Here is an 18,782-nt window from a genome sequence, read left to right on the forward strand (position 1 = left end):
TAATTTCAGGTGAGGGCAGGGAGTTCTCGCTATGGGTTTTCTTAAATCGGCCTTTATAACGGCAACTGGTTTTCTGCTAGCGACTTTGCATATCGGCGTGTCCGCCGAACCTCTACTTAAAGTCAGTAAACGCCCAGATGGGTCAGCGCTTTACTGGTCTTTAGAGCAACCATCGAATAACGGGAAATATGGCTTGTTCCTGATAGCCCAGGGATCTGGCTGCCTACCTGCTGTTAAAAATACTACTATCCAACAGGCTAAAGAGATGGCGGCAGGATATGCTGTATTGCTGGTAGAAAAATATGGTGTAACTCACTCTGACAGCCCGGAAGAGCAATTTAAAGATTGTTCAAAAGTGTATGTAGCTAACCACACCGTTGAGCAGCGTGCGGTAGATGTAGAGCAAATTATTGAGGAGCTGCGCGGCGCTGATTGGTGGAATGGCAAGCTGGTCCTGTTCGGCGGTTCCGAGGGTGGTGCTCTTGTTGCACGACTGGCGCCGAGGCTAAATCCTGATGCGGCAGTGGTCTTTTCAAGTGGATTGGGGCAGTCCTTTGCTCAAGTGTTAAAGAGTTTGGTTCCGCCCCACGTAGCTAAAGAAGTAGATGTCAAACTCGCCTATGCCCGAGCCAACCCTGAAAGCGCGGAAGTCTGGGGAGGTAATTCTATGCGTTGGTGGGCCGATGTCGTCGATCAGGTGCCGGTCAATGATTTATTGAAGAGCCATGCCCCCGTATTATTGATCCAGGGTACAGAAGATAAATCTGCTCCGGTCAGCTCCAGTCGAGCAACACGAGATGCCTATGCATCAGCTGGACGTTGTGAGCTGACTTATTGGGAATACCCCGGTTACGATCACTATATGACGGATACGGATGGTGTTAATCACCGGAAAGCAGTTTTTACGCGAATTACTGGTTGGATTAAAAGTACCCTGCTCAATGGGGCCCCGAGGTGTATCTCAGATGCAGAAAAAAGAGACTAATAGATGAATATAAGAATCAGATTAGCCGCAATAGTAATGGCAGCTTATTCCAGTTTTTCGGCTGCGGAAAATTTTGCTGTCTTGCCGCAACTGGAAAACTACAAGGTGCCGAAATTCTGGCGCCGGCCAGTAGCGCCGCTAAAGATTGCAGATACCACTTGGCAAATAGGTACCGAGGGGATTACCTCACTGTTATTAAAAGGCAAAGAGGGGGCGATTCTAATTGATGGTGGCATGGAGCAGACGGCCGAGCACTTATTGGAGAATATGCGCAGATTGGGAGTTGCCCCCACGGACCTAAAATTAATCTTGCACAGCCAAGCCCATGCAGACCACATTGGTTCTATAGCTGAGCTAAAACGTGTGACGGGCGCTCAGGTGGTAACCAATGCCGAGTCAGCGGTGTTAATGGCTCGCGGCGGCGCCAATGATATACACTTTGCCGACGAACTTTTATATCCGCCAATAAAGGCGGATCGTATTCTGCATGATGGCGAGCAAGTGGTTCTAGGGGACTTGCGTCTACGCGTACATTTTATCCCAGGCCATACCCCGGGCAGTATGGCCTGGACCTGGGAAGACAAAGTGGATGGTAAAATTACAGATGTAGCCTATGTTGATAGCCTTTCAGCGCCCGGTTATCAACTGATTGATAACCGCCGCTACCCCAATATCCTAGAGGACTTCCGTACAAGCTTCGCCCGTGTGCGGGATTTACCTTGTGATTTACTACTTACCCCCCATGTACCTGCCAGCGGCTGGGAGTTTAAAAACACAGCTGTACAGAAAAAATCAGTAAGCTGCCTTCAGTATGCACAGAAAGCGGAAGAAAAATTAAATGAACAGCTAGAAGCTGAAAAATATTCTGCTGACTAGATATTGGCGCTACAAAACATGGCTCGGCAAATTAATGCCGGGCCAAAAATTGATGTACCTTTGGCACAAGATAGAAATACATTAGTGGGACCAGAATAGCGGTCATTATTAGTGCTTTTAAACCAATTGCAATTTGCAATTCCAGTGCCTGCATCCCCAAAAGTAATAGAGTAACAATAGGGTAAACCAATGCCCAGATACACAGGGCGTGTAGTAAGGATTTCTTCACCTGTTCAATTCCTTCATAAATTTAGAAATTATCTTAAAGTATCCTGGTAGTATTTCCTGTAGAAACTTTTTACCGATCTTGGTGAGTGCTACACATTTTGCCCGGCCATCACTGGAATCTGCTTCCATAGCGATAAGCTTATCTTCCAGCATGCTTTTCAGGGTTCTTGTCATTACCGGCCGAGAAACATCAATGCGTTCTGCAATTTCTGAGGCTAGTAAACTGTCTCTTTGAGGCTCCCGGTCGATAACGATCATTACCAGGAAGCGTAGCTGGGAGATTCCGTGCTCGGAAAAATAACCCTCAAGCTCCCGCAATAGTAGGCTCGCATCCCGCATCATGCCAAGCGCGTCCTGAATGGCAGCGGGATCTTTTATAGAGAATCGTTTGGAGTATCCCTCAACCATCTGTTGTGAGGGAAGTTCTTTGAGAAAAAACATAAGGGTATTAAGCTAACCTCTCCAGCTTATTGATCTCCACAGGCTCTTTTAGCCACTCTTGATAGGCTTCGAATATCGGAGTGATATAAGGCATAGCGTAATGCTTGTCTAAGCCTTCCTGACTGCGCCACTCCTCGTATAAAAACAGGTGTTTCCCATCCTCGTGTACTGCAAACTTCAGGCAGCCATCTTCCTCCAATGTATTAGCTACTATGGACAGGATGGCCTGCTTGGCTTGCATGAAGAACTCCGCCTTGGGGGAAATCTTGGCAATAATGAATAGATGCTCGTTCATATCTAGTGCCCTTGGATGGTTGTGGTTACCATGATAACTATATAAATGGTTGTGTCAACTGATCGCCCCACCAGAAAAAGGATGGACTGCCAGTAAATATGGTGAAAAGGAAATATTGGAGTGCTCAGAGTTAGGTAGCCTAAAATAGTTTGCCACTACAAAAAGGACGTTGAGTTAATCGAAAGATATTCGATGAGGTATCACATTTATATGTAGTTGATACTTCCTCCAAAGCTCAGTATTTACAGTGCAGTTGGTTCTTCAAAAGGAAATCTGTAATCTAGATGTTTCGGAAATTCGAGTATATATAGGGAAATTTTACTGGGAGATACTTTGGGGCACGAGGCTATTGCGTGATTACAGTGGGCTTGGTGAGAAAGTAATTCTAGAGTGCATAAAGAATCAAAAGATGGAATAGTGTCTCCAAGAGTAGATGCAATTGACGAAGCTGCTAGGGTGTTTTCATGATACCACCCGCTATGCGGGTGGTTGCTGATTGATATTTGCAGTGCGCTTTTATGTTAATCAGGTAGTTAAATTTATTTTGAGAAATGTAATTTTTTGTAGCATCTATTTGTGTTGCAAGGTGGGCGGATCACGCCCACTGTAGCAAAATGGGAGAAAAAGGTTAGATTTTCAACCATGCCTTTTGGATAAGTGCTTATTTATACTATTAATCTTAGTGTCAAAGCCTAATTTAGAGTATGGTAGTTGTATATACTCTTAAGTGCTAAAAAACATAATCCATTTTTCTATAACTTTAAAAGCTGAAATTATATTTCAAACCTAAAACCAGGCTGTCTTGGTCAACATTATCATCAAGTCTAAGCGCTGAACCGATGAAATAGACTTCAAAATTTTTTGTAGCTTCATAAAACGTCCCAATACTATAGCCATGTCCATCGCCATAGTATGTTGATCCATTTATAAGTTTAAATCCTGCATCGGCTACCTGGCCATAAGAAAGAGCTATTCGTCCAAAATTAACGATCGGTCGCTCCGCTGAAATATTAAGGTATTGCTCACGCTTTCCAATAATTTTGTCAACTTCTTCAAATGATAAACTGACTTTCCAGGAACTGAATTGATTTCGAGCATAAAGTCGTACTGCCTTATCGACCGACTGCCCATTAGCGATTGATGGGCTATCTCCTATGCTTATATATTGGATTCCAATCAAACGATTATCCTTTTTATATTCCAGGCCACTATGGTAATCTCCTTTTGAATTAGATCCACTGTAACCAGCGATTATATATATGTTTTTAAGGTTGGGAGATTTGTATACCAAAGAATCTGGACTGAATCCTCTGGTTAAGCTTGAGAAACCAAAATTATTTCCTGCGTATACAGTCCCTGCTGCTGTATCCCAAAAAGGATCACCAGCCTTACCTGATAACTTATATGGAGTTGATAATTGGCCATAAATAAGGCTGCCAAAATTATCATTATTGATTGATATGGCATTAATTAGCTTATTGCTTTTAAGCTGTGTACCTTCTAAGTCCCACCCGGAAGAATAAATATATTTAACTGTCGTATCATTACAGCTATAGGAAATGCTACCGTCTACCCTGGAGGCGTTATTATGAGTCACATAATCTTTATCTTTATCAATATTTTTAGTATCGAATTGGCCTTTAGAAAATCCGGCATAAAGATGGCCTCCATAGTCAAAAGCACAATCATCCATGGCATAAGCTGAAGAAGATACAACTAGTAAGGCAGTAAAAACGTAAAATTTCATCAGTAATGGATTCCATACATTGAAAGTACGAATGTTCCAGCCTGATATTTTTTCAGGCCGGAACATCGTCAGAAAAAATCAGGCGGTTTGTCGATTTCCTATTCCAATTTGTTGTTCACATGATTCTTGAGCTTGAGATATTGCAGCTTCTGCAAGCTCAGCTATTTTAGCAATATCTTTTGCTGCAATAACTTCAGAAACATTAAGTGATACCTTATACAGGTCAGTAGATAGCTCTGCCTCTAATGTCGCAGTGAACTGAACTACACCAAGTGATGCTAGGCCACACTCCTCAAGACTCCAATGAGGTTGAATTTCCATACCTGTAACACGCTCTACAATAGTTAGAACTTTCGTCTGTATGTTTTGTTCTTTTGTAACGTGAGTATTGTCAGAAAAGATTCTCCTGATACTTAAAATGAAAGTGGATGCCAATTTTCTGATCATCGGTTCAAATGATTGTACAACTTTGGAAAAGATAACAACCAGTCCAACCACATAAAAATACTCATACCATTCGACAGGAACTGGTTGAGGGCTAAACCAATAGAAAGTTTTCTGATGATTCCACCAATTCCACCATTCACCCTGTCGAGTAGCTGCGTAATACCATTGGCCAACTAGCTGATGAAATAGAAAGCAAGCGTAAGCCGTCGGTGCTAATGACTGTGAAATAGGGTTGAATCTTAATATTTTAGCAGTCCATCCTTGCCCTGTAGATATAGCGAAAATCCACAGTAAAGTAATTGGGGCAAATAGACGTCCATATATATTGTCCCAAATCCGATTAACCACGGATGGATCAGCGTGACTATTGGCTGCATCAGGACGCATAAAGAATGTATCAACTGATACTTTTACGACCTCTTCACCATAGGGCGCGTATCCTTGGGCTATGTGAGCTACACTAATCGCAACAATAAAGATAGTAATTGCATCGGCAATATAACCCCATATTTTCGAATTTCGCCATTCATTAGGCCTTACAGAATCGAATATAAATGCTGCGCACATACCTGCGATGAAATAGACCATCCAGAAAGGAGAGAACAGATAAAATCCTAAGATAATGGCGTTATCTTTCCCAGCAGTTTCGACCTGTATACTGGTAGGCTCAAGACGCATACCCGTTATGACATCAAAAAGCCCGTATCCAGTTGCATCAATTGCATACCCATACCAAAATCCCATTACGATTACGATATTAGCTATAAGTCCAACAGCAGTTATGCCAAGCAAGTGGGCAGTTCTTCCCCTGTGTTTGTATAAATAGTTATACATTACCGGAAATATAATTAGGCACTGGAAAAACATAGATATGAACCACAGGTAGAACCCTAAAAACCATGAAGCTCCCCATAATGGAGTTGCCTGAAGACCTGTGATATGAATACCAATAGTCATTAGAAAATTTGTCAGCCAGTTCCCTTCAATAAGAGGAGTTCCTTGGCAGAACATCTGATCACTACTATTAAGCAATGGGCTCCAATTAAACTGAGAGATAAAAGTAGAAGGATTACAGCTAACTACAAGATTTCCAATAGCTAGTAGCAAGGCCAAGCCATATAAGGGGTACATGCCTAAAATTCGAGCAGAGATGAACGACATTTTTCTTCTGATTAAAGAAGGCATGATAATAGCTAAAGAAAATCCAGACAGCGTAAAGAAAGCATGAACATGCCATGGAAACTGGCGAAGATTAGAAAATGCATCCCAGGATTCATTGGATCCAATATGCATAAACATCACATAGCACGCGAGAAGGAACCTGAATCCCGCAAGTGCAGCCCAATCAACATTTGGCTTGTCTTGGCTCAAAGCGATCGATCCATCAATGGGGTCATCAAATCCACTTTTTGATGGCTTGCTATATTCGTTATCTAAAGGTTTGGGTGATTGTTGATTAGCACTAGCTAGCGCAGATTTTGTATTTGAGAGTACTTCAAATAGGCCCTTGCGAATGAGCTTCCCACTTGTAGTTCTAGGAAGGTCCTCATTTCTGATAAATTTCCATACGCTTGGGCTCTTAAATAAAGAAAAATCTTGTGCTTTAAGGTGTGCCCTCAAGCTCGATATAGCTTCACTCTCAGAGTTGAAATCAGAGTTATCAGGATCAAGAACAATTGCGCAGCCGACTTCCTCGCCGTAAATTTCCGATGGGACCGAGAAGCAAACTGCGATATTGACTGATGGGCTCCGAACCAGGACGCTTTCAACTTCTGCTGGTGAAATCTGTTCACCCCCGCGTTTGATAAGTTCTTTTATTCGTCCCTTCAACGATAATGAACCATTCTGAGACATTTCACCAAGATCACCAGTTAGAAACCAATCTTGCCAACTTTCAGCTCCTTTAGATTGCATGAGAAAGCGAGATTCTCTGTTTGCTTCATTGTTATCTCTATAGCCAGAGAATACTGTTGGACCTGATATGGCCACTTCCCCTTCTTGACCAAAAGGTAAAGCCTGTAAAGTAGAAGGGTTAACAATAGCCATTGAGGCTGTAACAGGAACTCCTACTGATTCCGGAAATTGATCCCATCCGTCAGGTGTTTTAACCGGTTGGCAAATAGGCATCAATTCAGACATGCTGTATGTAGGGATAACCTGACATCCCAATGTATGCTCTAACTTCTCTTTATCTGTCTCTTTTAAGGCGGCAGCACCAGAACGCACAAAGCGGAGGTTGTGTCCGATCCAGACCCCCTCTTCGTCTAAATATCTCTCAGTATCACTGGTCAGATGCCGAATAGTCGCATTGTGAATTGTAGGAACTGAGGAATACCAAGTAGGCTGTGGGTTAGAAATGGACAGAGCCTCAATCATTCCCTCAGGTGTGTATAAATCGTCACAGGTTATTGATGATCCTGCAGCAATACTGCATAAAATAGATGCACTTAGCCCACCAATGTGGTCAAGTGGCATTACACTGTAGGTAACATCATTGGAATCAATACCAAGACCATCAGCTAATATCTGAGCATTAATCACCAGATCTGCTTGACGTAAAGGTACGACTTTAGGTACAGACGTTGTTCCGGATGTCCGTAGTAGAAGGCAGTGATCCTTTGCTTTTGTTTTAAGTGGTGTAAGTTGAGAAAAGTTTTTTAAGGATGATTTAAATCGGAAAAGTCCAGGAGAATCATTATCAGATTGCTCGGCATAGTGTAGCCCAACGTTATTCTGTTCTGCATAGGCTTCAAAAGCAGAGATAACTCCTACTGATTGAACATGATTGAATAAGATTAGGTGCTGAACATTGTATTGTTCAAGGGCTAGCATGGCATCTTGTTGTGTCATGCTTGCATTGAAAGGAACAGCACAAGCTTGTGATGCAATGGTTAGAAAGGCTGCAGCAGAAACAGCGCCACCTCCGGGAGGTGCTAGATAAGCTACAGCATCACCAGGATTAACACCTAATCGTCGTAAGTCACCTTCACCACCCATTGAACAGAAATCATACATTTGTCCATAGCTAGTATAAATATCGGTGGTACTACGAGCCAGTCGAAACAGCGGAGAATTTTCCGGCTGTGCCAATAGGATATTACTGATAGTTTTTTCTGTGATATCATCTGATATCCGAACATTGGCAATTTGTAGTTTTTCGTCAACTGAAAATTCGCTAAATGAGCAGCTTTTATACCAAACTTGGTGGCTAGATTTCTTATCAGTATCTAATACAAATTTAGGTTCAGCAGAAGTGATAAAGTCCTTAATGTCAGATAAAAGAGGCTTTATTTCGTCATTATTTGATGGAATTTCATGGCCACCATCAAAATACCGCACAATGCTCTTGTCTGGAGGCATCGACCTGAAGAACTCTTCAGAACTATTTTTTAGCTCATCGTATTTTCCAATTATATGGAGGCTAAAAAAAGAGGAGGTCTTCGCATTGAAGTTATGCAGGCTGGGTTTCAACTTATGCTGTTCTTCAAAAAATGCATTTGAAGCACAAGCAAAAATACCACATTCAAAGAGCAGGTTATCCACCCTTTTCTTTGGTATTTCTACATTGCCTCTTCTATTTATCTCAAAAAGCAATTCTTCGTTAAGATAAATTTCATTCACTAACTTAGCTATACCTGCACCTTGGCTAAATCCGTATATGACATTAAATCCACCGTAGTCATTGATTGCGGAAAGAACTTTCTCAACTGAAGAACATATCGCATCCAAATATCCCTTACTATCTGAATCATCTTCAGGGAACCAGGAATAGAAATTTTCTAAACGTAGATCAGAAAGTGGTTTAAGTCCAATTCCAGGAGCAGAGCTGGAAAATGGACCATTAACACAAACAACTTCAAATTCGTCTGAGTTCAGCCCTAGATTATCCATTTGAAGGGAAGTTATATCACTGTTACTTCCTTTTCCATGAAGAGCTATTACACGTATTTTATTCCACCGCCCCATTATCTTCGGTGTTTCTACCATTACTCCTGAATCCATAACGTATTCCTTCACCTATCAATTAGGTACTCTCGCCCAACCGAAAGTACCTATACAACTATCTTTTATTTACGCTGATAAACAGCCTCGATTGTGGCTGACCCTAATGAAAATGCATTAAGCTGGAAACCGACCAGCGCTGAAGACGGGTTTTCAGGTAAATCTAATTTCTTAGGCAAAGCATAGACGGTGAATTGATAGCGATGGGGGCCATTACCCTTGGGTGGACATGCTCCACCAAAGCTGCGCTGACCATAATCATTTTCGATGGTCTTACTACCAGTAGGTATAACTTTACTTCCCAGAGATCCTGCACCAGCTGGAAGCATTGATACCTCAGCGGGAATATTAACTACTTGCCAATGCCACCACCCACTACCTGTAGGAGCATCTGGATCATAAACTGAAATAGCAAAATACTTTGTCCCTTCAGGAGCGTCAGACCATGACAATTCAGGTGATAAATTTTCACCGCCACAGTCGAAACCACCTCCACTAAATTCTTGTGTTTTACTCAAGTGCTCACCATGAACAATATCAGGGCTTGATAGAGTCATAGCCAGTGACGAGACAGATGCTGAATAAAGAGCAAAGGATAATGTAACCGTAAAAACTTTCCGCAACATAAAAACTCCGTATCTGAGTTGAATTTTCCCAAATGTTACTTTTTGTTACTCAGATTAATTACACTTAAAACAAACAAAATTTGCCTAAAAACGATCACGTTAGGCATGCAGAAATGCTTATCGCCAGATAGAGTCAATATTTACTCGAAATCGATCAAGATTCGTAATGTTAATTGATGATGAATTAATTAATAATTTAACTTGTTAAAAGTTCTTTTGGGTTTTAGAGGTGGGGAAAGATAAGACCGGATAGGGTGAGGTAAATATTTTGATCCTGTATACAGGGGAGATGGAAAGTATGCTCTTTCCTAAATGCAAATACCTCTTAATGGGGGGTAAAAAATGCAGGTAAGATCAATTAAAATATTTTAAGCCAAATAAATATATTATGATGTGCCTGTTTTACTAGCCTCTCTTCACCGCTAAAAAGTTTGAATTATTTGTAAATTAATTCTTGTTGGAGGTCGCTGCGAAGCTATTTTAGTGGGGCCTATGAAAATAATATTTCACTGGATATGGGGCATTGAATCAAGTTCTGAAGTTCTTGAAAAGTCAGTTAGCTCTGAGTTAGAGTTTTGTCAGGAGATAACCTTGTATCTTTAGCGATGCTAATTAATACAGTGAACGATCACATAATAACTGCTAAGGATTTGCTTCTAATGAAATCAATCCCTACAGCATCTCATGATCTTCGATTTTTTAAATTATCAATACCATAAGCTAGCAATTAAGAATATAGGCTCTCACCCATCAGATGAGAGCTAACCAAAAATTATGCCATGCTAATGATATCAGAAACTAATCTAGTTATACCCTTGTATATATCTGGCAGCTTAGCTTGGTTGTCCATGTATGCGGGAGTGCTGACGATTTTATTTTTTTGATCAATGATACATGCGCTAGTTTGGCATGCTTGATGCTGTACACCCAGTTTAACCAATTCACTCGCGACACCGTCATCATTCCCAACGGTCATGGCTGGTTTTTTATTACCGATAGCCAAAGCCAGTATGGCTGGTGCAATACATATCGCACCAATAGGTTTTCCTGAGTCATTGAAATCGATGATTTTTGATATTACAAGTTCGTTGATGGATGCGCCGCTTCCATCGAAGGCAAAGGTGGATAGATTCTTAGCCAAGCCAAAACCACCAGGCATAATCAAAGCATCAAATTCAGAGGTATTCAAAAAGCCAAGTTCTTTAATATTGCCTCGTGCAATTCTTGCAGATTCTTCTAATACGCTTCTCGCCATACCCGTCTGTTCTTGACCTGTCATATGATTAACAACATGATGCTGGTCAATATCTGGGGCAAAGACTTCGTATTGAGCGCCCGCCAACTCCAATGCCAGCAGAGTTAGTACGGATTCTCTAATTTCAGATCCATCGAGATATCCGCAACCAGAGAGTATTACGGCAATCTTTTTCATACATGAGTCCTATAAATGTATATGAGGTTAATTTCCTCATATACATTGTACCAACGATGGTCGTAGCTCATAGGTCAAATAGCAGTCATCTCTTCTCCAAAATCGTTCAATCTGGTCTTTCTTAATTCACTTGGTGTTATTCCAAACAATGTTTTAAACTGTTCGGTAAATCTTGATTGGGATTGATAGCCGCACCTTTCTGAAATTGAACTAATCTGATCCATTGTTGTTTGAATCAAATGCAGTCCATGGCCGAGCCTAGCCCTACTTTTAATTGCCTGGGTACTAGAGCCTTCTGCCTTCAGTTTTCTTCTCAAAGTGGATTCACTCATAGCCAATCTTGATGCAAGATCCTCTACGCACCATTTAGAAGCAACATTTGAACTAATAATCTCGAATACTTTATGACTTAGACTGGGAGCTTGGACCAACTGGGATATTTCTGTATAACCAGCCATATAGATTAACTGGAGCATTTCTTTTCTTCGATAATGTATAGACTCAGCCGGTGCTAAAGCAGACCATTCAATAAATTGAAACAGAGACTTTTTCATGGATTTAGTAATTTTTCCATTGACATGTGTACAATTTGATACATATTCATTATGGAATTGCTCAAAGTCGCTGTAATCAAACTCTAAAAGAATCGCGAAGTATTCCTGATTATCTGGAATATTACGCATGTCCACTTTCGGGCTGTTTGAAAGAAAGACAAATGACCCGGTCTTACACGTAACTTCGGAATTCTTGCCTAACTCTTTAGAGCCGGATAGTACAAATATTAGTAATGGTTTAATAACTGGAACATTAGCAATGCATTGTTCCTTATTTGATGAATATACAGAAAATGGTAAATTTTCGCTTTTGCTGGAAATAGATCTGGCCAGTTGGATTAAATTACACATGATTACACTTACATCCCTTTACAGCGCACCGATAAACGGGCTTTTATCTCTTCTCAAAAAAAAAGCCCCATAATGGGGCATAAACTGTCGCGGATAAACTTGATGTCCTTTATCCTACTTGTATTGCCATTTTTTTCAACCTAGTATCTTTCTATATTCGATTTGTATAAATTTGATTCTAAAATTTGGATATCTATGCAGTGAACAATTTATATCAATTGTAACTATTTGATATACGGCTCTAGTCCCGTATGTTGATTCCTATTACTGGATAGTCCTGATTTTTTATGGCGTTTCTCTGCGTCAATTGTTAGCCTGCTTTAAACTCAAAGAAGATCATAAGCATAATTAAAGTAATTTCGTCTGGATTGAGTATGCTAGGCCTATAAATGTAGTTAAGCTGGCAACACAAGTTTTAAAATAGAAAGCAGCAAGAAATATCAAAAGATAATGCAGACACTTTTGTATGCTCAGTCTCAATTGTTTACATGTATGTATTAATACGCAAAGTGGTCAATAATTGAGGATGCGAAAGTGCCTTTTAGAAACAGAAAAGTAGCTGATCCCCTACCCTCGCCTGAAGAGGTTGCAGGAACCCATAGAATTCTCGCTAGAGTTCGCAGCCAGGCATATGGTAGTACCAGAATCAAGCTATTTTCACAGTCTCCCGGGAGCGGAGTTTACACTGTGCTGGCAAGGAACCAGGCTAGCGGGGGGATTTGTTGTGCGCTATCGCTTTATTGGCTTAATGGGCAACTCAATGACCCAGTTAACAACCAGGATTACTTAGATTCCTTAATGGGGCAAGGCGGGAGAGGCATAACTAATGCCATAATGCCGGCAATACAATTGAATAACAAGATAAAGGCGCCGGCTACTCAACTACAGGACGCCAATATTTGGTTGCACGATAGTGGCTTCACTGGGGCCGTGAAACCTAGAAAAGTCATAAGTTGGGTTTCAGCGGGGGTCGGTGACTATTTTTGTGAGGTGCCATCGGTTAATCCATATCGTTTAGTCGCTATCCGAGGTCGCTGTAACCACGCTATGGCCCTGGATCTTGTAAATTTAGAATTTTTTGATCCAAATATAGGCGCATTTCAATTTGGGCACCTGATGCACCTTAAAAATTTTTTGAACAATACAATTTTCCCTCTGGCAAACCGAGCAACCGGGAGTAAGGAGTCAAATTATTTGGGGAGACACTATTTTTCTTTGGCGCAGATGGGGTGCTACAGAAAAAATATTAATAGCCACTATTTCAACGCTTGAAATGTCTCGATCCTAATCGCTCTGAAGGCTCCTTAGGACGGGCCTTCTTGCGGAGTTGTTCCGAGGCTCCCAAGCTATTGCCCGACCGGCTATGTACACTGTATTGGCCGATTAGGCTTTAGCCGTTTGGCGCCTATCCAAATTGCGATAGGCCAATGCCTCGGCAATTTGCGCGCTACTGATACTGTCCAGGTGAGCGAGGTCGGCCAGGGTGCGCGCCACTTTGAGTATTCGGTGGTAACTGCGTGCGGAGAGCCCCAGTTTTTCCACCGATTGGCGAAGTAACATTTTTTCCCTTTCCCCCAGGGCGCAGTGCCTTTCCAGCTCTGCGCCTTGTAACAGGTTGTTGGTTTTACCCTGTCGCTGTACCTGTCGCTGGCGCGCACTATCCACTCTCTCTCTCACGGTAATGGAGGCCTCGCCGGGCGCGGCATCCTGTAATTGCAGAGCATTCATAGCACCCACCTCCACCTGCATATCGATACGATCCAGCAGTGGACCTGAGAGCTTGTTGCGATATCGATCTATCTGGTCCGGAGTGCAGCGACAGCGCGGCTCGCCTAAATAGCCACAGGGGCAGGGGTTCATAGCCCCGACTAGCTGAAAGTGGGCGGGGTAGGTGACCTGGGCCCGCGCGCGGGAGATACGGACTTCGCCGTTCTCCAGGGGTTCCCGCAGTATCTCCAGAGCGTGTCTGGGAAACTCGGGCATTTCATCGAGGAATAGTACCCCCCGGTGGGCTAGGGATATCTCACCGGGCCTCGGGGTGCTGCCACCGCCGACCAGTGCCGTGGGCGAGGCGCTGTGATGCGGGGCCCTGAACGGGCGCAGGCTCTGGTGAGGCAGTCCCGCACTGGAGTAAACGCTCGCTACCTCTAGAGACTCTTCAGTGGTCAAAGGGGGCAATATGCCGGGCAGGCGGCTGGCCAACATGGTTTTACCGGTGCCGGGAGGGCCGTAGAAAAGCAGGTTGTGGCCGCCAGCTGCGGCCACTTCGAGGGCGCGACGAGCTTTTAGCTGGCCGCGCACATCGGCCAGGTCCGCACACTGGTGCGCCTCGACAATAGGCTCGGCAGCCGCGCTGGGCATGGCTTCGCGCCCGTGTAACTCGGCGCAAACCTCCAGTAGTGAGCCGGCGGTGCCGACTGCGCCCGTGGCCAGTGCGGCTTCAGCCCCATTTTCCGTCGGCACCACCAGCTTGCGTTCCTCGCCGGTGCAGGCGACGGCGGCCGGTAAGCTACCACGCACTTCCCGCAGTGCGCCGGTGAGGGCCAGCTCACCAATAAATTCATAGCGCTCCAGGGGTTCGGTGGGCACCTGGCCCGAGGCGCTGAGGATGCCGATGGCGATGGCTAAGTCGTAGCGGCCGCCCTCTTTGGGAAGATCGGCGGGGGCCAGGTTGACGGTAATGCGGCGCTGGGGGAAGTCGAAATGGCTGTTAATTAAGGCGCTGCGCACCCGGTCGCGACTCTCCCGCACCGCCGCCTCCGGCAGGCCCACAATATGGAAAGCGGGAAGGCCGTTGGCCAGGTGGGTTTCCACCGTGACGAGGGGGGCGGAAACCCCGAGCTGGGCCCGGGCATAGGTGACTGAGAGGCTCACGATTTCATCCTTGAAATGGCTCCCTGGGCTTAGTCCTCGGCGGCGTTGTCCCGCTGTGTCAGGGCCTGCTCCAGCATCTCGACTTTATCTTCGAGTCGCGCCAGCTTTTCCCGAGTGCGGCGCAGTATCTCCACCTGGGTGTCGAACTCCCGCTGGGAGACCAGTGGCAATTTATCCAGTGAGACTTCCAGGGCGCTGCGCAAGTCGCTGGTCACCACCGCGCCCTGTTGTTGTAGCTCTTTCAGCAGCTGTTGCAGTTTATCTGCTGCCACGGGCAGTTCCTCGCTAAATGGGTGGGTATGAATAGCACCGGATTGTAACCCAGTGCATTTTTCCGCAAAAGCAGCCTACCAGCGCACTGTTCTGAGTGCACCTTAATCTTTTCCTCCCAACTTCAGTGCAGGGGCGCAATGGGAGTTCCATGTTGGTGCGCAGCGCCGTCTGCGAGTCTCTAATCGTACCGATTTTATTAAGCGGATTGCTTCTAACTTGTTGATTTTACTTGTACTTGCGGTGTTGGCATCAAGTCTGCAACCAATATGTAAACAGTCTGTGCCGGCGTCCCATTCACGATCATTGCGAGCCTGGGAAAGTCGCACTTCACGAGACGCAAGCGACTCCCGTCACACTCGACCGTAAAGGGCTGATGGCAGGCGGCGCTCCTAAAGCACTCGAAATAACCGCTTAAAAAGTCTTGGAGAATCACAGTGGAAAATAAAATGTATAAAGTTGCCACTCTCGTCACCGGTGCCGTTCTCGCTCTCGGCGCAAACCTGGCGATGGCCGCCGAGGGCGCTCCCAGTATCAGTGCCAATATCGGCATTGTGTCTGACTACAAGTTCCGTGGCATCAGCCAAACGGACGGGGGCCCGGCCCTACAGGGGGGGATCGATGTCGATTTTGCCAATGGCCTCTATATCGGTACCTGGGCATCCCAAGTGGATTTCGATTACGGCTCCGATGAAACCGACTACGAGCAGGATTTTTACGGCGGTTATAGCGCGGACATCAGTGACACTGTCAGCTTTGATCTGGGCTATATCTATTACGCCTATCACGGCGGCAATGCAGATGAAGATTATCAGGAGGTATACGGCAGTCTGAGTTTCTCGGATTTAACTTTAGGGCTCGCTTACTCCGATGATTATTGGGCGGATACCGGTGAGTTTTATTACCCCTATGCGGAATATAGCTTCGCGCTTCCGTCAGACCTTTCTCTCGATTTACACCTGGGACTCAACCTGTTCGAGGAGGAGGGCTTTCTCGATGGGTCTGATTCCTATCTCGATTACGCCATTACCCTCAGTAAAGCCTTTGACGCTTTGAGCCTGAGCGCTTCTGTCGTCGGCACCGATGCCAGCGATAGGGAGTGCTATGAGACCGACTGGTGCGAACCTTCACTGCTCGCCGCTGCGACTTATACCTGGTAACACAAAAGGGCCTGTGCCTCAGCGCGGGTCCATTTTCTTTGGGGGATGCCATGAAATTAATTACCGCAGTGATTAAACCCTTCAAGCTGGATGCTGTGCGAGATGCCCTGCGGGAGGCGGGGGTTAACGGTGTAACGGTTACTGAAGTGAAGGGCTTTGGTCGCCAGAAAGGGCACACAGAATTGTATCGCGGCGCCGAGTATGTGGTGGATTTTCTGCCGAAAACCATGCTGCAAATCGCGGTGGCAGATTCGCAACTGGATGCGGTAATCGAGGCAGTTGGTTCCAGTGCGCAGAGCGGCAAGATCGGCGATGGAAAAATTTTTGTCGCAGAGCTTGAGCAGGTTGTGCGCATACGCACCGAGGAAACCGGTAGTGCGGCTATTTAGTCAGCAAGCAAAAAATAATTTTAAAAATATCCAGATTTGAACGGAGAGAAATATGGAGAATCATCTTTTTCAATTGCAATACGCAGTTGATACTTTTTACTTTCTCATGTGTGGCGCCCTGGTTATGTGGATGGCCGCCGGCTTTTCCATGTTGGAAGCGGGCCTGGTGCGCTCCAAAAACACCACAGAAATTCTCACCAAGAATGTGGCGCTGTTTGCGATCGCCTGCATTATGTACCTGCTGACGGGCTACGCCATTATGTACGACGGCGGCTGGGCGCTTGCAGGTATTGAGGCGTTTAGTCTGGAAAGTGTTCTCAGCGATTCCGCTGAAAATGGTTTTGAAGGCGACTCTGTGTATTCGGCGGCTTCAGACTTTTTCTTCCAGGTGGTTTTTGTGGCCACTGCGATGTCGATTGTCTCCGGTGCGGTTGCCGAGCGTATGAAGCTGTGGAGTTTCCTGGCTTTTGCGGTGATTTTGACCGGCTTTATCTACCCGCTGGAAGGCGCCTGGACCTGGGGCGGCCAAGATGTTTTCGGTCTGTATAACCTCGGGGATCTCGGTTTCTCCGACTTTGCCGGTTCCGGTATCGTACATATGGCGGGTGCGGCGGCCGCCCTTGCCGGTGTTCTGCTGCTGGGCGCGCGCAAAGGCAAATACGGCCTCAAGGGGCAGGTGTATGCCATTCCCGGCGCTAACTTGCCGCTGGCGACCCTGGGTACCTTTATCCTGTGGATGGGCTGGTTTGGCTTTAATGGCGGCTCGGTATTGAAACTGGGGGATGCCACCAGCGCACACAGCGTCGCTATGGTATTTGTAAATACCAATACCGCCGCTGCCGGCGGCGCTATTGCCGCACTGATTACTGCGCGTATCCTCTTCGGCAAAGCGGACCTGACCATGTTGCTAAATGGTGTTCTGGCGGGCCTGGTGGCAATTACCGCAGAACCTTCAACTCCGACGGCGTTGCAGGCAACCCTCTTCGGTATGATCGCCGGGGTATTGGTGGTCTTCTCTATTATCACCCTGGACAAGCTGCAAATTGATGATCCGGTGGGGGCGATTTCCGTACACGGAGTGGTTGGTTTATTCGGTTTGTTATTGGTACCGGTGACCAATAGTGACGCCAGCCTTAGCGGACAGTTGATCGGTGCACTGACTATCTTTGCCTGGGTATTTATCAGCTCTCTGGCGGTGTGGTATCTGCTCAAACGGGTGACCGGCATCCGTGTGAGCGAAGAGGAAGAGCAAGAGGGTGTTGACTTGACCGAATGCGGAATGGAAGCTTACCCGGAATTTATGAGCAAATAAGTTAACAGTGCCGGTGCTGCCCCACAAACGGGGCAGTGACCTGGGTAAGGTTCTCTCGACGAGGACGAATCAGGGGAAATACTCAAGATGAAATTGATTACGGCTGTAGTAAAGCCCTTCAAATTGGATGATGTGCGCACTGCCCTGTCTGAAGTGGGCGTGCAGGGAATGACCGTCACCGAAGTAAAAGGTTTTGGGCGCCAAAAGGGTCATACCGAACTCTATCGTGGTGCCGAGTATGTGGTGGACTTTCTACCAAAGGTAAAACTGGAACTCGCCGTAGATGACGAGATGGTGGACTCTGCGGTTGAGGCAATTACCAAGGCGGCACAAACCGGCAAAATTGGTGACGGTAAAATCTTTATTACGGCGCTCGAAGAAGTGATTCGTATCCGTACCGGTGAAACCGGTAGCGAGGCGGTGTAGCTCGTTTGGCCGCGCTTTTAGCGCCTGGCGATTGAGCGCTAAAGGAAGCCCCGCAAGGGGCTTTCGCCACACTTCTACTAATCCCCCATCCCGCTTTGCGCTATTTGCGCTGTCTCTTTTCCCTGTTTCCGCTATAGGCTGGGCGCAAAAAACTGCATAACTAACCGAAATACTTCCACTCCTATTCGCAACAAAAAACTCTACAGCCTCCTCCTTGTGCCACTGGCAGCGGAGTGAGGAACTGCCTATATATTAATCGCCGCTTATTCAGGCGGTAGGGGATTGCCACCGAAAGTGGTTGTCAGTTTTGTCGATGTCGCGGGAGAGGGGCGGCACAGAGGTACTCCCTCTGTAACAGGAGTAAAGG

The 18,782-nt window shown here is 45.4% G+C and carries 17 protein-coding genes; 7 read left to right on the forward strand and 10 right to left on the reverse strand.

Features of this window, described 5'->3' with window-relative positions:
- The first annotated feature begins 31 nt into the window (after positions 1-31).
- Both ACJJIF_RS15680 and bla read left to right on the forward strand, forming a co-directional pair.
- Positions 32-985, forward strand: coding sequence for an alpha/beta hydrolase family protein (locus ACJJIF_RS15680; protein WP_444929265.1), 954 nt, complete (start codon positions 32-34; stop codon positions 983-985).
- A gap of 9 nt (positions 986-994) precedes the next feature.
- The gene (bla, locus tag ACJJIF_RS15685; RefSeq protein WP_444932366.1) at positions 995-1,861 is read left to right on the forward strand and encodes a subclass B3 metallo-beta-lactamase; all 867 of its coding nucleotides are present in this window, start codon (positions 995-997) and stop codon (positions 1,859-1,861) included.
- 31 nt (positions 1,862-1,892) lie between these two features.
- Here the strand turns inward: bla and ACJJIF_RS22390 are convergent, their stop codons facing one another.
- From ACJJIF_RS22390 to ACJJIF_RS15720, 8 genes are all read right to left on the reverse strand, one after another.
- Positions 1,893-2,090, reverse strand: coding sequence for a putative antibiotic biosynthesis monooxygenase (locus tag ACJJIF_RS22390; protein WP_507021910.1), 198 nt, complete (start codon positions 2,088-2,090; stop codon positions 1,893-1,895).
- Positions 2,087-2,530, reverse strand: coding sequence for a MarR family winged helix-turn-helix transcriptional regulator (locus ACJJIF_RS15690; RefSeq protein WP_444929266.1), 444 nt, complete (start codon positions 2,528-2,530; stop codon positions 2,087-2,089). The genes ACJJIF_RS22390 and ACJJIF_RS15690 overlap by 4 nt, the downstream gene beginning before the upstream one ends.
- A gap of 7 nt (positions 2,531-2,537) precedes the next feature.
- Complete coding sequence (locus tag ACJJIF_RS15695) at positions 2,538-2,825, reverse strand: putative quinol monooxygenase (RefSeq protein WP_444929267.1); 288 nt, start codon at positions 2,823-2,825, stop codon at positions 2,538-2,540.
- Between the two features lie 760 nt (positions 2,826-3,585).
- Entirely contained in the window at positions 3,586-4,572 is a 987-nt protein-coding gene (locus tag ACJJIF_RS15700) for a porin (protein ID WP_444929268.1), read from the reverse strand.
- Between the two features lie 78 nt (positions 4,573-4,650).
- Positions 4,651-9,021, reverse strand: coding sequence for an AMP-binding protein (locus ACJJIF_RS15705; RefSeq protein ID WP_444929269.1), 4,371 nt, complete (start codon positions 9,019-9,021; stop codon positions 4,651-4,653).
- Between the two features lie 65 nt (positions 9,022-9,086).
- On the reverse strand, positions 9,087-9,647 hold the full coding sequence (locus ACJJIF_RS15710; protein ID WP_444929270.1) for a YbhB/YbcL family Raf kinase inhibitor-like protein: 561 nt from the start codon (positions 9,645-9,647) through the stop codon (positions 9,087-9,089).
- Positions 9,648-10,419: 772 nt separating this feature from the next.
- A complete protein-coding gene (gene elbB, locus ACJJIF_RS15715; protein ID WP_444929271.1) occupies positions 10,420-11,079 on the reverse strand; it encodes an isoprenoid biosynthesis glyoxalase ElbB in 660 nt (219 codons plus the stop codon).
- 74 nt (positions 11,080-11,153) lie between these two features.
- Positions 11,154-11,984 carry an AraC family transcriptional regulator gene (locus tag ACJJIF_RS15720; RefSeq protein WP_444929272.1) on the reverse strand — a complete coding sequence of 277 codons (831 nt, stop codon included), beginning with the start codon at positions 11,982-11,984 and terminating at the stop codon, positions 11,154-11,156.
- Positions 11,985-12,518: 534 nt separating this feature from the next.
- Here ACJJIF_RS15720 and ACJJIF_RS15725 point away from each other — a divergent pair.
- Positions 12,519-13,256 (forward strand): YopT-type cysteine protease domain-containing protein, encoded by a 738-nt coding sequence (locus ACJJIF_RS15725; RefSeq protein ID WP_444929273.1) that lies wholly within the window; start codon positions 12,519-12,521, stop codon positions 13,254-13,256.
- A gap of 111 nt (positions 13,257-13,367) precedes the next feature.
- Here ACJJIF_RS15725 and ACJJIF_RS15730 read toward each other — a convergent pair whose 3' ends face one another.
- Positions 13,368-14,858 carry a YifB family Mg chelatase-like AAA ATPase gene (locus ACJJIF_RS15730; protein WP_444929274.1) on the reverse strand — a complete coding sequence of 497 codons (1,491 nt, stop codon included), beginning with the start codon at positions 14,856-14,858 and terminating at the stop codon, positions 13,368-13,370.
- Positions 14,859-14,887: 29 nt separating this feature from the next.
- The gene (locus ACJJIF_RS15735) at positions 14,888-15,130 is read right to left on the reverse strand and encodes an accessory factor UbiK family protein (protein ID WP_444929275.1); all 243 of its coding nucleotides are present in this window, start codon (positions 15,128-15,130) and stop codon (positions 14,888-14,890) included.
- A gap of 447 nt (positions 15,131-15,577) precedes the next feature.
- Here ACJJIF_RS15735 and ACJJIF_RS15740 point away from each other — a divergent pair, with 447 nt between their 5' ends.
- The 4 genes from ACJJIF_RS15740 to ACJJIF_RS15755 all read left to right on the forward strand — a co-directional run bounded on the left by ACJJIF_RS15740 (position 15,578) and on the right by ACJJIF_RS15755 (position 18,415).
- Positions 15,578-16,288 carry a TorF family putative porin gene (locus tag ACJJIF_RS15740; protein WP_444929276.1) on the forward strand — a complete coding sequence of 237 codons (711 nt, stop codon included), beginning with the start codon at positions 15,578-15,580 and terminating at the stop codon, positions 16,286-16,288.
- 50 nt (positions 16,289-16,338) lie between these two features.
- Complete coding sequence (locus ACJJIF_RS15745) at positions 16,339-16,677, forward strand: P-II family nitrogen regulator (protein WP_444929277.1); 339 nt, start codon at positions 16,339-16,341, stop codon at positions 16,675-16,677.
- Positions 16,678-16,729: 52 nt separating this feature from the next.
- A complete protein-coding gene (amtB, locus tag ACJJIF_RS15750; RefSeq protein ID WP_444929278.1) occupies positions 16,730-17,989 on the forward strand; it encodes an ammonium transporter AmtB in 1,260 nt (419 codons plus the stop codon).
- A gap of 87 nt (positions 17,990-18,076) precedes the next feature.
- Positions 18,077-18,415, forward strand: coding sequence for a P-II family nitrogen regulator (locus ACJJIF_RS15755; RefSeq protein WP_108731383.1), 339 nt, complete (start codon positions 18,077-18,079; stop codon positions 18,413-18,415).
- The last annotated feature ends 367 nt before the right edge of the window (positions 18,416-18,782 follow it).

Source organism: Microbulbifer regidiadema (SeqCode) (assembly GCF_052467605.1).

Coding starts and splice junctions, on each gene's coding strand:
- ACJJIF_RS15680 (WP_444929265.1), top strand. CDS start 32: ATGGGTTTTCTTAAATCGGCCTTTATAACGGCAACTGGTTTTCTGCTA.
- ACJJIF_RS15690 (WP_444929266.1), bottom strand. CDS start 2,530: ATGTTTTTTCTCAAAGAACTTCCCTCACAACAGATGGTTGAGGGATAC.
- ACJJIF_RS15695 (WP_444929267.1), bottom strand. CDS start 2,825: ATGAACGAGCATCTATTCATTATTGCCAAGATTTCCCCCAAGGCGGAG.
- ACJJIF_RS15700 (WP_444929268.1), bottom strand. CDS start 4,572: ATGAAATTTTACGTTTTTACTGCCTTACTAGTTGTATCTTCTTCAGCT.
- ACJJIF_RS15705 (WP_444929269.1), bottom strand. CDS start 9,021: ATGGATTCAGGAGTAATGGTAGAAACACCGAAGATAATGGGGCGGTGG.
- ACJJIF_RS15710 (WP_444929270.1), bottom strand. CDS start 9,647: ATGTTGCGGAAAGTTTTTACGGTTACATTATCCTTTGCTCTTTATTCA.
- elbB (WP_444929271.1), bottom strand. CDS start 11,079: ATGAAAAAGATTGCCGTAATACTCTCTGGTTGCGGATATCTCGATGGA.
- ACJJIF_RS15720 (WP_444929272.1), bottom strand. CDS start 11,984: ATGTGTAATTTAATCCAACTGGCCAGATCTATTTCCAGCAAAAGCGAA.
- ACJJIF_RS15740 (WP_444929276.1), top strand. CDS start 15,578: ATGTATAAAGTTGCCACTCTCGTCACCGGTGCCGTTCTCGCTCTCGGC.
- ACJJIF_RS15745 (WP_444929277.1), top strand. CDS start 16,339: ATGAAATTAATTACCGCAGTGATTAAACCCTTCAAGCTGGATGCTGTG.
- amtB (WP_444929278.1), top strand. CDS start 16,730: ATGGAGAATCATCTTTTTCAATTGCAATACGCAGTTGATACTTTTTAC.
- ACJJIF_RS15755 (WP_108731383.1), top strand. CDS start 18,077: ATGAAATTGATTACGGCTGTAGTAAAGCCCTTCAAATTGGATGATGTG.